We start from the raw sequence: 13694 nt of genomic DNA on the forward strand, positions 1-13694 counted from the left end.
CTGGGGGAGTGAACCCCACCGCCCGGCCCGTGGCCGTCTTCGATCTCGACAACACCCTCGCCTCGACCGCCCACCGCCAGCACTTCCTGGAGGGGCGTCCGCGCGACTGGGACGGCTTCTTCGCCGCCGCGCCCGCGGACCCGCCGCTCGCGGAGGGCGTCGCGCTGTGCCGGGAGGCGGCGGAGGAGTGCGACATCGTCTACCTCACCGGGCGGCCCGAGCGCTGCCGCCGCGACACCCTCGACTGGCTCGCCGCGCACGGGCTCCCCGAGGGACCGGTCCACATGCGCCGTCCTCGCGACTTCCGGCCGGCCCGGGAGACCAAGGTCGAGGTCCTGCGCGGGCTCGGGCGGGACCGCGAGGTGCGGATGCTCGTGGACGACGACGAGCTGGTGTGCGACGACGCGCAGGCCGCCGGGTTCACCGTCGTACGGGCGCGATGGGCGGCATCGTCGCAGGTGTTGAGGGAGGCACAGGAGAAGGAGGGGCGGACCTGAGGGTCGCGGACACGTCACGGCACCGGTACCGCGGCAAGGGTCCGGGACCGGGACCGCCCCGGGCCGGACGGCCTGCTCGGGGCACCCGGCCCGGGGCGCCTACGGCGACCGCGGGCGAGACTCTTCGTACGCCCGCTCAGGCGCCCTCCTCCAGGCGGAAGCCCACCTTCAGGCCGACCTGGTAGTGCTGGATCACCCCGTCGACCAGATGCCCCCGCATCTCGGTGACCTCGAACCAGTCGAGGCCTCTGAGGGTCTGCGAGGCCCGCTCGATCCCGTTGCGGACAGCCTCGTCCAGTCCTTGGTCGGACGTGCCGACGATCTCGGTGACGCGATAGGTGTGGTTCGACATCGGAGCCGGACTCCTCTCGGTGCCCTGGAGGTCCTGGGCGCGTTCCCTCCACCGTGCCCCACCCGGCCGGGCTCCGCGACACGTCCGCGTGCGGGCGGGCGGGCGGGGCACGGACAGGCCGCGGGCGGGGCGCGGAGCCCGGCCGAAAGAGGAGTAGATGGTCAAGGACTTGACCATCCGGTTTGGTCCAGACCAGAATCCAGGGCACATACCCGCGCGAACCTCCCGTCAGGTCCCCCACACGTCGGGTCAGTACACCGTGCAGCTGTCCCCTCGGGGCTCCACGCACTGGAACGCAGAAGGTGACCTACGTGATGAACCGCCCTCTCGCCTGTCCGCTGGCAGCCGTCTCCGTGCTCGCCCTCGCCGGTTGCGGCCTCCTCCCGGGAGGGAGCGGGACCCGCACGGTCAATGTCTGGCTGATGCGCGACAGCGCCAGCGACGACTTCATCAAGCGCTTCACGGAGTCCTTCGAGGCCGAACACGCCGGTGTCGAGGTCAATGTGACGATCCAGGACTGGACCGGCATCGGGAAGAAGGTCACCGAGGCTATCCAGGGCTCCGGCGGCCCCGACGTCATCGAGGTCGGCAACACCCAGGTCGCGCAGTACGCCGACACGGACAAGCTGTACGACCTCACCCTGGAGTCCGTCCGCGACCTCGGCGGCCAGGACTGGCTGCCCGGTCTCGCCGAGCCCGGGAGCATCAACGGCTCCCAGTTCGGCATCCCCTGGTACGCGGCCAACCGCATCGTCATCTACAACAAGGACATATTCGGCGAAGCCGGCGTCGAGCCGCCCAAGACGCGTGCCGCGTGGCTGGCCGGGACCGAGACGCTCGAAGCGGGCGGCAACCAGGGCATCTACCTCGCCGGCCAGGACTGGTACACGCTGTCCGGGTTCATCTGGGACGAGGGCGGCGACCTCGCGGTCGAGAAGGGCGGCGCATGGGCCGGCGCCCTCGACAGCCCCGCGGCTCAGCGCGGCATGGCCTTCTACAAGGAACTCCAGGCCCTCGGCGACGGACCGAAGAACGCCGACGAGCAGAGCCCGCCGCAGGCCGAGGTCTTCGCCAAGGGCGACGTGGCCCAGATCATCGCGCCCCCCAGCGCCATCCCCGCCATCCTCAAGGCCAACCCCGGCCTCAAGGACAAGCTGGGCTTCTTCCCGATCCCCGGCAAGAAGGCGGACAAGCCCTGTGTCGTCTTCACCGGCGGATCCGACCTGATCATCCCGGAGAACGCGCCCCAGCGCGCCGCCGCCATCGATGTCGTCACCGCCCTCGCCGGCGAGAAGTGGCAGGGCGAACTGGCCCGCGCCATGAACTACGTGCCCAACAAGCCGTCCCTCGCCTCCCTCGTCGCCGGCCAGAAGGCCACCGCCGCGATGGCCGTCGGCGCCGCCCGCGGCCGGGCCACCCCGAACTCGCCCCAGTGGGCGGACGTCGAGGCCGACAACCCGATCAAGCCGTACATGAGCGCCGTCCTCGGCGGGGCGGACCCGAAGCAGGCCGCGGAGACGGCCAACGAGAAGATCACCGGCTCGCTCGCCGAATAGACCGAGCCCCCGGACCCCGTTCCCGGACCCCGTTTCCGGACCCTCGGACCCGGATCCCCGCTCACCCGGCAGGGACCCCGGAACCCGAAGGTCCGGGCCCCGCACCCGCGCACCACCCGGCGCACACCGCGCCCACCATTCAGCGCCTCCACACCCACCGGCTCCCGGACCGTCACATCGAATCCAGCCGGTCGCGGAAGAAACGAGGAGCCGGGCCGCCGCTCGCACGGCCCGGCCTTCCCCGTCCCGTCCGTACCGCCGGAGGAGCCGACATGGCCGCCGTACCCCTCGCCCCGCCGCACGTCGCCACCCCCGCAACCGCCATCACCGCCGTCCCGCCTCAGCTCCAGCCCGGACAGGCACCGGTGCTCCAGCCCGGGCAGGCACCGGTGCTCCAGCCCGGACAGGCACCGGTGCCTGCGCCCGGGGGAGAGCCCGGGCCCCGGTACGTCGTCGGACTCGCCCGGGACCAGGAGGACGTCCGCGCCGCCCAGCGGCTGCGCCACCTCGTCTTCGCCGGCGAACTGGGCGCCCACCTCGACGGACCCGAGCCCGGCCTCGACGGCGACGCCTTCGACGCCTACTGCGACCACCTCCTCGTCCGCGAGGAGGACACCGGCGAGGTCGTCGGCACCTACCGGCTGCTGCCGCCGGAGCGGGCCGCCGTCGCCGGACGGCTGTACGCGGAGAGCGAGTTCGACCTGAGCCGGCTCGCCCCGATCCGGCACGACCTCGTCGAGGTCGGCCGTTCCTGCGTGCACCCCGCGCACCGCAACGGCGCCGTCATCGCCCTCGTCTGGGCCGGGCTCGCCCGCTACATGACCCGCACGGGGCATGAGTGGCTGGCCGGCTGCTGCTCCGTCCCGCTCGCCGACGGCGGCACGCTGGCCGCCGCGACCTGGGACACCGTCAAGGCCCGCTCTCTCGCCCCCGAGGAGTACTGGGTCACCCCGCACCGGCTGTGGTCCCCCGTCGCCGGCCTCGCGCCCGCCGCGGCGCGCCCCGCTCTCCCGCCGCTGCTGCGGGGCTACCTCCGGCTCGGCGCCTGGGTGTGCGGCGCGCCCGCGCACGACCCGGAGTTCGGCGTCGCCGATCTCTACGTCCTGCTGTCGATGCGCCGCGCCAACCCCCGCTACCTGCGCCACTTCCTCTCCCTCGCCCCGGGCCGGTGACCACCGCCGGGCGCACCCCGGCCGTCCCGGCCGCCTCCTCGCCGTGGCTGCCCGTGTCCCCCTGCACCGGGGGCCGGTGCGCCGCCCACCCCGACCCCCACCCCGACCCCCACCTCGACCCCGACCCCGACCCGGGCCCGGAATCCGCCCGCCACGGCGCCGCGCTCGGCGTCCTCCGGCTGGCCGCCGGACTGACCGCGGCGCTGCTCGGCGTCCTGCTCGCCCCGCTCGCGGCCCCGCTGCCCGCGGCCGGGCTGCTGCTGCTCGTCCGGGTCTGGTGCCGGACCGTGCTCGCGGCGTTCGGGGTACGGGTCCGGGTCACCGGCCGCCCCACGCCCGGCTCCGGCCCCCTCCTCGTCGTCGCGAACCACGTCTCCTGGCTGGACGTCCCGCTGCTCGCCGCCGTCCTGCCGGGCCGGATGCTCGCCAAGCGCGAGGTGCGTGACTGGCCGGTGTTCGGCCCGCTCGCCGCCCTCGGCGGCACCCTGTTCGTGGACCGCGACCGGATCCGCGCCCTGCCCGGTACGGTCGGCGCGCTCGGCGCAGTCCTGGCCGGCGGCGGCCGGGCGGTCGTGTTCCCCGAGGGCACCACCTGGTGCGGGCGCGCCCAGGGGGAGTTCCGGCCCGCCGTCTTCCAGGCCGCGCGGGACACGGGGACCGACGTCCTGCCGGTACGGATCGTCTACACGCCCGCCGGGAGGACCGCGTACGTGGGGGCGGACACCCTGGGCACCTCACTGTGGCGGATCGTCCGGACCCGGCGGCTCGTCGCCGAGATACGCGTGCGGGAGCCGATCCCGCCCGCCCGGCATCCCGACCGCCGCGCCCTGGCGCGCGCCGCCCACGCCGCCGTCACCACCGAGCCGGGTGAGCCGACCGAGCCCGGCCAGCGGGCCGACCCCGCCGCGCACGCCGTACGGAACGACGGCCCGGCCCGCTCACCCGTACCCGCTCAGTCCGCCGTGGCCAGCGACAGCGCGAACCTCCCCGCCTCGTCCGTCCACCAGTGTGCGAGCCTCAGCCCGGCGGCCGCCAGCTCCGCGCGGACGCCGTCCTGACGGAACTTCGCCGAGATCTCCGTCCGCAGCTCCTCACCGGCCCCGAACGGCACCACCAGATTCAGTTCCGGGATCTTCACGGTCAGCGGATGGCGTGCCCGCAGCCGCATCTCGATCCACTCGTGCTCCCGGTCCCACAGCGCCACGTGATCGAAGTCCTCCGGGTGGGCGTCCGCCCCCAGCTCCCGGTCGATGACGGCGAGGACGTTCTTGTTGAACGCGGCGGTCACCCCGGCCGCGTCGTCGTACGCGGCGACCAGCGTGGCCTCGTCCTTCACCAGGTCGGTGCCGAGCAGCAGCGCGTCGCCCGGGGCCAGCATCCCGCGGATCGCGCGCAGGAACTCCCGCCGTTCCGCGGGCGGCAGATTGCCGATCGTGCCGCCGAGGAACGCCACGAGCCGTGGCCCGGGCGTGTCCGGCAGCGTGAGCCCGCCCGTGAAGTCCGCGACCAGGGCGTGCACGAGGAGTCCGGGCCGCTCCGCGAGCAGGGCCCGGCCGGCTCCCTCCAGCGCCGACTGGCTCACGTCCACCGGCACGTAGGCGGCCAGGTCCGGCAGCAGCGCGTCGATGAGATGGCGGGTCTTCTCCGAGGAGCCGGAGCCCAGTTCCACCAGGGTCCGCGCCCCGGTCGCCGCCGCGACCTGCGACGCGCGGGCCACGATGATCTCCCGTTCGGCGCGGGTCGGGTAGTACTCGGGCAGCCGGGTGATCTCCTCGAACAGCTCGCTGCCGCGCGCGTCGTAGAACCACTTCGGCGGCAGTTCCTTCGGGGTGCGGGTCAGACCGTGCCGTACGTCGGCGCGCAGCGCGGCGCCCGCGGCGTTCTCGGCGAGGGTGCGGGTCAGCTGGAACGGGCTCACGGGACGGGCTCCTCGAGGGGGCTGAGGACGACGCCGTCGCGGGACGCGGTGAGGACCGTGCGGTCCGGTACGGCCGTCCAGCGCGGATCGTCGTCGTAGGGTTCGGAGGCCACGACCGTGCGGCCGGGCCCGGTCAGATACGAGAGCGAATCCCCCCAGGCGGTCGCCGCGATCGTGATGCCGTCGGTCAGCAGCAGATTGAGCCGGGCGCCGGGCGCTGCCTCGGCCACCTCCCGTACGGTGGCGGCGAGCGCCGGCCCCGGGGCCTGGCCGGCCCGCAGCCGGCGCAGCGCCAGCGCCCAGACGATCGCCGAGTCGGTACGGGCCTCCAGGGCGAGGAGTTCCGTCGACGGCAGGGTCGCCGCGACCGGGTCGAGCACCCCGGGCCAGCCGGGTATGACCCCGTTGTGGCTGAACAGCCAGTGGCCGGCGGTGAACGGTGCCGCCGCGGCCTCCCCGTCCGCGCCGGGCAGTGTGGCCCCGCGGACCGCCGCGAGCAGTGCCCCGGTCCGTACCACCCGGGCCAGATCGGCGAACCCGAGGTCGCCCCAGACGGGACCGGACCGCCGGTAGCGGGCCGGCACCGGGTCGCCGGGCGCGTACCAGCCGACACCGAAGCCGTCCGCGTTGACGGTGCCGCTCGCCTGGGTGCGCGGCTCCCAGGACTGGCGTTCCAGCGCGTGCGGAGGGTCCCGCAGCAGCTCGCCGATGGTCAACGGCTCGCCGACGAAGGCGAGATGACGGCACATCAGGCGGGCTCCGCGTCGCGGGCGGTGCGGAATCCGGCGAAGATCTGCCGGCGTACCGGCAGGTCCCAGTTGCGGAAGGTTCCCCGGCAGGCCACCGGGTCGACGGCGAAGGAACCGCCGCGCAGCACCTTGTGGTCCGGCCCGAAGAAGACCTCCGAATACTCCTTGTACGGGAAGGCCTTGAAGCCCGGGTATCCGAGGAAGTCGCTGGCCGTCCACTCCCAGACGTCGCCGATCAACTGGCGTACCCCGAGCGGCGAGGCGCCCTGAGGGTAGCTGCCGGCCGGTGCCGGGCCCAGATGCCGCTGGGCCAGGTTGGCGTGCTCGGGTCCGGGGTCGGCGTCCCCCCACGGGAAGCGCCGCGACCGGCCGGTCGCCGGGTCGTACCGGGCGGCCTTCTCCCACTCGGCCTCGGTCGGCAGCCGCCGCCCCGCCCAGCGCGCGTACGCGTCCGCCTCGTACCAGCTCACGTGCAGGACCGGCTCGTCCTCGGCGACCGGCCCGGTCGCCCCGAACCGGCGGCGCAGCCACCGGTCGCCGGAGTCGCGCCGCCAGAACAGCGGTGCCTCGATGCCGTGCCGGCGGATCTGCGCCCAGCCCTCGGGCCGCCACCACCGCTCGTCGTGATAGCCGCCGTCGGCCATGAACGACAGATAGGCGCCGTTGGTGACCGGCACGGTGTCGATGAGGAACGGCGCCACCATCCGGATGTGCGCGGGGCGTTCGTTGTCCAGCGCCCACGGTTCGTCCGAGGTGCCCATCCGGAACGGACCGCCGGGCACCAGGACTTCATGCTGCGGGGGCCCGCTTCCCGACGTCACGGGCGGGGGTGGCGCGGTCAGCGCGACCGGCCCTTCACGCAGCTGATGGGTGATCAACATCGTTTCGTCGTGCTGCTGTTCGTGCTGGGCGATCATGCCGAACGCGAACGCCGCCTCCACCAGCGGCCCGGAGCCCTCCAGGCGGGCGCCGTCGAGCATGTCCACGATCCGGCCCCGTACGTCCGCCGCGTACGCCCGCGCCTCGGCGGGCGTGAGCAGCGGCAGCGACGGGCGGATGGCGCGCGGGTGCTGGAAGGCGTCGTACAGCGGGTCGATCTCGGGCCGCAGGGCCTCCCGCCCGCCGACGGCCCGCCACAGCCACTGTTCCTCCTGGTTGCCGATATGAGCCAGGTCCCAGACGAGCGGAGACATCAACGGCGAGTGCTGAGCGGTGAGTTCGCCGTCGTCGACGCACGAGGTGAGCAGCGCGGTGCGCTCGCGCGCGGCGGTCAGCGCCGCCAGCGCGCGCTGCTTCGGATCCCGAGGACGCGCCTGGTCCCGCGAGGAGGCCCCCGAGGAGGCCCTCGTGGAGGCCACCGAGGAGTCCCGCACACCCTGGCCGTTCTCCTGACCGGCCGGTGCGGTCATGACGCCACCTCCAGCGACTCGTCGGCCGGACACACCCCGCGGGCCACGTACCGTTCGTGGAACGCGGCGACCGCGCCGGTCACCGCGGCCGACGCCCCGACCCGGGGCAGCGCGTCCAGGGCGGAGCCGAAGACGTCGAGCGCGGCGGCCCGCAGCGCCGGATGCGCGAGCCCGTCCCGTGCGGCCGCCCGCCACAGCGGATTGCGCGGCGCCGGGTCCGGGCCGGCGAGGGCCGCGAGCGGCCGGACCGCCCGTTCGGCCGCCTCGGCGGCGACCGGATCGTCGAAGAGCGCGGTGGCCACCGCCACCGGGATCATCCAGCCGTCCCGGCCGGGTTGTGCGTCGATCATCCGCAGCTCCAGATGCCCGCGCGGCCGTACCGGCGGGAAGAGGGTCGTCAGGTGGTAGCGCAGGTCCTCGGCGTCGGCCCGGCGCGGCCGGCCGGTGCGCAGCCAGTCCCGGAAGGTCAGCCCCTCCGGCACCGTCCACGGCCCGTCGTCCTTGGGTCGTACGCACAGCACCGGGGCGTCCAGGACATGCGAGGCCCACTCGGCGCGCGGATCCCCGTCGGCCGGCGGGGCCAGCGCCCGCGCCGGATCGAGGTCGGTCCACAGCGACTGCCGGGTCGACCGCCAGCCGGTCCGCCGGCCGCCGTGCACAGGCGAGTTGGCGAACACCGCCACGAGCACCGCGCCCAGCAGATGGGCGAGCCGCCAGCGCCGCCGGAAGTCCAGCGGCCCCGGCCCGTCGACGCCGGCGTCGAGACAGACCTGCACGGACGCCGTCTCGCACATCATCGCCCGCCCGGACGGGCCGGTGCGGTTGAAGACCTGCTCCATGGCGTCGTACCGCGGCTCGCGCAGCACCCGCGCCCGCGGCGCGTGCCAGGGGTCGACCCCGTAACCGCCGAGGCCGAGACAGAGCGGGGCGAGGGCCTCCCGCACCGCGCGCAGGTCCGCGGCGAGCGAGTCCAGGCACTCCATGAGGGAGGCGGCGGGCAGCGAGCTCAGCTCCAGCTGTCCGCCTGGTTCGAAGGTGAGGGCGGCCGTCAGCGGTACGGCCCGGACGGTGTCGATCGCCGCGGCCAGCCGGCCCGGCGGGACGGGAAGACGGGGGTCACGCAGATCGTGGACGAGCCATTCCAGCTCCGCCCCCACGGTGCGCGGCGGCCCCGTCTTGAAACAGATACATCGCAGCAGATCCTCGGCGTCGTCCTCGGTCAGGGGAGGACCGCCCCGAGGTACGCCGCACGACGACGGTGTCGTCATCGCTCCACCTCCTGGGAAAGCGCTGATTCCACCTAAAGCCACGACCGGCGGGCCTGCAAGAGCGCATTCGAGGCGTGCGCGGGAAAACACTTTGCCCCTGTGCGCCCGAATCGATCATGCTTCCGGGGCATGAGCGCACGACTACGCAACCTCGCCCGCGAGACCGAGGAGATCGTGGCGGCGGGCCGCTACACGGCGCCCGACGGCCGGACGGTCGACCTCGCCGGGCCGCTGGCGGAGGCCCTCGCCGGGACCCGGCTGTACGGGCCCGAACCGGTCGCCGTCACCCCGGGAACGGACCGGACGACCGTCCTCCAGGTGACCGGGGAGAGCAGCCTCGCCGCCGCCCGCCGGCTCACCGAAGCCGACCCCGCCGCGCCGGTCGCCGTCCTCAACTTCGCCTCGGCCCGCAACCCCGGCGGCGGCTACCTGAACGGAGCCCAGGCCCAGGAAGAAGCCCTCTGCCGCTGTTCCGCCCTGTACACGACCCTGCTGCGCGCCCCCGCTTACTACGACCACCACCGCGCCGAACGGGACGCCTTCTACACCGACCGGGTCATCCTCTCGCCCGGCGTCCCCGTCTTCCGCGACGACCGCGGCACCCTGCTCGCCGAGCCCTTCACGGTCGGCTTCCTCACCTCGCCGGCGCCCAACGCGGGCGTGATCCGCCGCCGTACGCCCGAACAGGCCGGCCGTGTCCCGGCGGCCCTCGCCGGCCGCGCCGCACGCGTCCTGGAGACCGCCGCCGCCCACGGCTACCGCCGTCTGGTCCTGGGCGCCTGGGGCTGTGGCGTCTTCGGCAACGACCCCGCCGATGTCGCGCACGCCTTCCGGGGCCTGCTCACCGGCTCTGGCCGGTTCGCGCGCCACTTCGACGAGATCGTCTTCGGGATCCTGGACCGCACCCGCGAGCGCACGACCTTCGAGGCCTTCCGGCAGGCGTTCGAGGGAGCCGGTGACGGCGGCGCGTGACCACTGGACCGGTGAGGTGACGGCCGCGTCCGGGCCGGGGCCGCGCCGCCGGGTCCGTACCACCGGCCCGTACCACCCATCCGTGCCACCGGTCCGGGCGTCGATCCGCCTGACATGCGGCCTTTGTGCCTCCGTGCCAGCCTGGAAGGAGACGTGACGACCACGGGAGGCACGATCGTGGGAAAGAAGCAGACCAGGGTCAACAAGGGCGCCCGTACCGGTGGACACGAACACCGGGCGGCCCCCACCGGCAACGAACGGGAGACCAGGGAGGCCACGCGGGCGGCCGAGGAACCGCGCCCCGTCATGGAGGTGCCGGCCCACCGCAAGGAACGGAAGTTCGGCCACAACTGACCCTCCGGCGACCGGCTTTCCGGTGACTGATTCTCCGGCGACGGCTCTCCTCCGGGCGCCCGGACCGGCATGCGTACGCGCACAGGGAGAGGCCCCGGGGATCTCGCTGCGGTCCCCGGGGCCTCTGCGGCGGGACGCCTACTTGGCCACGTAGCCGAAGCGTCCGCCGACCGACGGAAGACCGCCGGCGCCGGGCTGGTACGTGGTCACCGGGGCCTTGGTGCCGCCGGTGACGTTCGCCCACGGCAGGGCGTGGACGGCGCCGAGCGACGGGCCGTACGGCATGCCGATGTACAGGTTGCCGCCGGTGAAGTTGATGCTCCGCCCGACGTACTGGCCGGCGCCGGCGGTGCCGGGCAGACCGGCCGGGTTGCCGGCCTCGATCCAGACGTCGTTGTCACCGGCCGCGCCGAGCAGCGAGAACGTCTCGACCGCGCCCGCGTTGGCGGTCGTGCCGATGGCCTCGCCCGGGACGCCGACCGCGATCCTCATGGTCGCGGCGGTGCCGACGGCACGCGGCGCGGCGTTGATCGCGCTGATCTTCTCGCCGAAGCGGTCGCCGGCCTCGGCGGTGCCGGAGACGGTGTCCTCGGCGGTGCCCTGCCACAGGACGCCCATCTCGCTGTACGTACCGGCGGCGGTCACGCGGAACAGGATCACCCGGCCGGCCTCGGTCTTCTTCACCCCGTTGACATCGAGGGCCTCACCGGGGGAGCCGACCGCGAGGATCGAGTCGGTGGCCGCCGCGGCGCCCGACGGGCGGTAGTCGACGAGGGCGAGGGAGCCGGCGAACTGGTCGCCCGCCTCGGCCGCACCGGAGACGGTGTCCGCGTCCTGGTCCATGCCGAACAGCGGGGTGGGCACGCCGTTGCTGCCGCCGTGGTTGAAGACGGCCAGGTTGCCGGAGTCGGCGAGGGTGCCGATGGCCTCGTTCGGCGCACCGATGGCGATGTGGTTCGAGTCCGCCGCGACGGTGGTGCCGAAGCGGTCGTTGGCCTCCACCGCGCCCGGGACGTTCGTCTTGTCCTGGTGGATTATGACGTTGGTGCCGCCTCGGACGTAGAACGCGGCGCCCGCCTTCTGTACGGTGCCGAGGGCCTCGCCCGGGTCGCCGATCAGCAGGAACGGCTCGCCCGCGGCGGTGGTGCCGGCCGCGAGGGAGTGGCCCATGCGGTCGCCCGCCTCGGAGGCGGAGTTGGCCAGGGAGCCGTTGCCGGTGCCCTGCTCGAAGTGGGTGTCCTTCAGCGTGCCGGTGCCCAGGCCGTTCGCGGCGCCGTAGAGGACGTCGACCATGCCGGCGTCGGCGGTGGTGTCGATGTCCTCGGAGGGGGCGCCGACGACCAGGTCGGTGTAGCCGTCCTCGTTGTAGTCGACGGTGGCGAGGGACTCGCCGAACCAGTCGCCCGGCTCGGAGCCGCCCGACACCCATTCGAGGTCCTGGTCGATCTGGGCGGTGCCCTTGCCCCCGCCGTAGACGATCCGGACCACGCCGGCACCGTCGTCGCCGCCGACGGCGGCCTTCGGGTCGGAGATCGCGAGGTCCTCGACGCCGTCGCCGTTGAAGTCGGTGATCCGGGTGGCGCCGGCCTTGGAGCTCACCCAGGAGGCGAGGTCGTCGACGCGGGAGACGACGGCGCCGGTACGGGTCTCGGCCGCGTCGGTGCCGAAGCAACCGCCCTGCCAGGACTGGCTGGTGAGCCCGGCGAGGGTGGCGGAGGCGCCGGTGCCGCGGACGACCGGGCCGCCCGAGTCGCCCGCGCAGGCCGCCGCGCCGTCCTTGCCGGTGACGTTCGCCGCCGTGCCGGCGGCCGCGTCGACGGTGTACGCGCCGGTGTGCAGCTTGAGCGGCGCCCACTCGGTCTTCGTCCGGCCGTAGCCGGCGAAGGTGAGCTGCTCGCCCGCGGCGGCCGGGGAGGTGGCCAGCGCCACCGGGGTGACATTGGTGACGGGACGGTTGAGCCGGGCGAGGACCACGTCGCGGTCGGTGCGCGGGACCAGTTCCACGATCCGGCGGTCGGCGCCCTGGGTGCCGGTCAGATCCGTGCGGCCGATGACGGCCGTCGTCTTCTGCTTCGGCGCGCCCGCGGGGACGTTCAGGCTCGCGGCCGGGTTGTCGGCGAAACAGCTCGCGGCGGTGAGGATCCATTCCGTGTCGACAAGGACACCCGAACAGGCACGGCGGGTGTCGTCGTTGTCGCCGAACTCGACGCGGGCGGTGAAGCCGTAGGCCGTGTCGGTGACGGGGGTGCCGGTGACGGCCTGGGCGGGCGTGGTGCCCAGCGCGACGGGACCGGCGAGAAGCACGGCCGCCAGCGCGGACACACGCAGGGTTCTGCTGTGAGGCATGGAGGGCTTCCTGTGAGAAGGGGTCGTGACATGGCGTCGGACCGTGCCGGCGGTGGTGCCCGGGCACGATGCCGAGAAAGAGGGCGCGCGACGTGCCGTACGGGGGCGGCCCGGACCCGGTGCGGAGCTCGGCTCCGGTGACGGGGACGCCTCGCCTCGGGCGCCGGCCCGCGAGGGCGCGGTCACGCGACGGAGCGGGTTACTTGGTGGTCCGGATCTCGATGAGCGTGTGGTCGCGGCCGTCGACGGACTCGCCGATCCCCTTCCAGGTGCCCGCGGGGACGTCGTACTCGACGTGGTCGGTCGAGGCGGTCATCTCGAGGTGGGTGTTGCTGTAGTCGTTGGTCTTCACCCCGTGCACCGAGGTGAGTTCCAGACTCAGGTAGCCCTCCGTGCCGGTGACCTTGAAGCACACGTCCTGTGCCTGGTCGCGGGCGAGGAAGCGCAGGAGGTTGCCGTCGGGCGTGCAGTCGGCGAGCACGATGTGGCCGTCGCCGCGCTTGAGGACGATGCCACGCTCGGCCAGGACCTTGTCGGCACCCGGGTAGGCGAAGTCCTCGACCGCGTACCCGGGCGCCTCGTCGGCGACGGTCGCGACAGCCGCGCCGGACGCCTGCCCCCCGGCCATCACGGCCCAGGCCAAGGCGCCGGCGGCGGTCGCGGTGGCCAGAATGTGGGTCACTGCGTTGCGTGGCTTCATCAAAGTCCTCGAAGTCGACATCAGGCAGGGGCCGACCACAGGAATTCATCGCCGCCCCTTGCGTACAGGGCCCTTATCGAACCGGGACTTCGCGAGCGCGTCCACCGTAGAAAGGGACAGAAGACGGGCAACCCGCGAGCACCTTCCATGATGTGCGTCACACGCGAAAATATTGTAGGGATTTCATTGGCAGGCCGGACCTGCATGATCCAGAGCATCCGATTCCATCACGTCGCAAATCGGGAATGTCCGCGGCGAAATTCCTTTCCGGCGGGCATGGCCGGATTTTCCCGCCAAACGACGGAATAGCGGTGGCCGGTGCCCCGGAACGTCCGTTCCGCGCCGACGGGGATGACCCAGTCGGGCCATCCGAGTGCGCGGACCACGATTGCCATGAGCGC

13 protein-coding genes are annotated in these 13694 nt (G+C 73.6%); 6 read left to right on the forward strand and 7 right to left on the reverse strand.

Annotated elements, in window-relative coordinates; genetic code table 11:
* The first annotated feature begins 8 nt into the window (after window positions 1-8).
* A complete protein-coding gene (locus ABZ693_RS16130) occupies window positions 9-497 on the forward strand; it encodes a phosphatase domain-containing protein (protein WP_359876924.1) in 489 nt (162 codons plus the stop codon).
* A 136-nt stretch (window positions 498-633) separates the two neighbouring features.
* Here ABZ693_RS16130 and ABZ693_RS16135 read toward each other — a convergent pair whose 3' ends face one another.
* Window positions 634-849 (reverse strand): dodecin, encoded by a 216-nt coding sequence (locus ABZ693_RS16135; RefSeq protein ID WP_359876926.1) that lies wholly within the window; start codon window positions 847-849, stop codon window positions 634-636.
* A gap of 311 nt (window positions 850-1160) precedes the next feature.
* On the opposite strand from ABZ693_RS16135, the gene ABZ693_RS16140 reads away from it, so the two are divergent.
* The 3 genes from ABZ693_RS16140 to ABZ693_RS16150 all read left to right on the forward strand — a co-directional run bounded on the left by ABZ693_RS16140 (window position 1161) and on the right by ABZ693_RS16150 (window position 4635).
* Window positions 1161-2405 carry an extracellular solute-binding protein gene (locus ABZ693_RS16140; protein ID WP_359876929.1) on the forward strand — a complete coding sequence of 415 codons (1245 nt, stop codon included), beginning with the start codon at window positions 1161-1163 and terminating at the stop codon, window positions 2403-2405.
* Window positions 2406-2677: 272 nt separating this feature from the next.
* The gene (locus ABZ693_RS16145) at window positions 2678-3577 is read left to right on the forward strand and encodes a GNAT family N-acyltransferase (RefSeq protein WP_359876932.1); all 900 of its coding nucleotides are present in this window, start codon (window positions 2678-2680) and stop codon (window positions 3575-3577) included.
* Window positions 3574-4635 (forward strand): lysophospholipid acyltransferase family protein, encoded by a 1062-nt coding sequence (locus ABZ693_RS16150; RefSeq protein ID WP_359876934.1) that lies wholly within the window; start codon window positions 3574-3576, stop codon window positions 4633-4635. Before ABZ693_RS16145 ends, ABZ693_RS16150 begins: the two co-directional genes overlap by 4 nt.
* Here ABZ693_RS16150 and egtD read toward each other — a convergent pair.
* The 4 genes from egtD to egtA are packed head-to-tail and all read right to left on the reverse strand — an operon-like array spanning window position 4530 to window position 8921.
* Entirely contained in the window at window positions 4530-5495 is a 966-nt protein-coding gene (egtD, locus tag ABZ693_RS16155; RefSeq protein WP_359876935.1) for an L-histidine N(alpha)-methyltransferase, read from the reverse strand. The two genes, ABZ693_RS16150 and egtD, sit on opposite strands and share 106 nt — an antisense overlap.
* Window positions 5492-6244: an ergothioneine biosynthesis protein EgtC gene (egtC, locus tag ABZ693_RS16160; protein WP_359876938.1), complete on the reverse strand. Its 753-nt coding sequence runs from the start codon at window positions 6242-6244 to the stop codon at window positions 5492-5494. Before egtC ends, egtD begins: the two co-directional genes overlap by 4 nt.
* A complete protein-coding gene (gene egtB, locus ABZ693_RS16165) occupies window positions 6244-7653 on the reverse strand; it encodes an ergothioneine biosynthesis protein EgtB (RefSeq protein WP_359876940.1) in 1410 nt (469 codons plus the stop codon). The genes egtC and egtB overlap by 1 nt, the downstream gene beginning before the upstream one ends.
* Entirely contained in the window at window positions 7650-8921 is a 1272-nt protein-coding gene (gene egtA / locus ABZ693_RS16170; RefSeq protein ID WP_359876942.1) for an ergothioneine biosynthesis glutamate--cysteine ligase EgtA, read from the reverse strand. The genes egtB and egtA overlap by 4 nt, the downstream gene beginning before the upstream one ends.
* Window positions 8922-9050: 129 nt before the next feature.
* Here egtA and ABZ693_RS16175 point away from each other — a divergent pair, with 129 nt between their 5' ends.
* Complete coding sequence (locus ABZ693_RS16175) at window positions 9051-9893, forward strand: TIGR02452 family protein (protein ID WP_359876944.1); 843 nt, start codon at window positions 9051-9053, stop codon at window positions 9891-9893.
* Between the two features lie 153 nt (window positions 9894-10046).
* Window positions 10047-10247 carry a hypothetical protein gene (locus tag ABZ693_RS16180; RefSeq protein ID WP_359876947.1) on the forward strand — a complete coding sequence of 67 codons (201 nt, stop codon included), beginning with the start codon at window positions 10047-10049 and terminating at the stop codon, window positions 10245-10247.
* Between the two features lie 138 nt (window positions 10248-10385).
* On the opposite strand, the gene ABZ693_RS16185 is transcribed toward ABZ693_RS16180, so the two are convergent.
* Both ABZ693_RS16185 and ABZ693_RS16190 read right to left on the reverse strand, forming a co-directional pair.
* Window positions 10386-12593: a trypsin-like serine protease gene (locus ABZ693_RS16185; protein WP_359876950.1), complete on the reverse strand. Its 2208-nt coding sequence runs from the start codon at window positions 12591-12593 to the stop codon at window positions 10386-10388.
* A 199-nt stretch (window positions 12594-12792) separates the two neighbouring features.
* Window positions 12793-13293 (reverse strand): hypothetical protein, encoded by a 501-nt coding sequence (locus tag ABZ693_RS16190; RefSeq protein ID WP_359876953.1) that lies wholly within the window; start codon window positions 13291-13293, stop codon window positions 12793-12795.
* Window positions 13294-13694: the final 401 nt, after the last annotated feature.

Source organism: Streptomyces laurentii (assembly GCF_040635425.1).
GTDB classification, from domain to species: Bacteria; Actinomycetota; Actinomycetes; order Streptomycetales; family Streptomycetaceae; genus Streptomyces; species Streptomyces laurentii.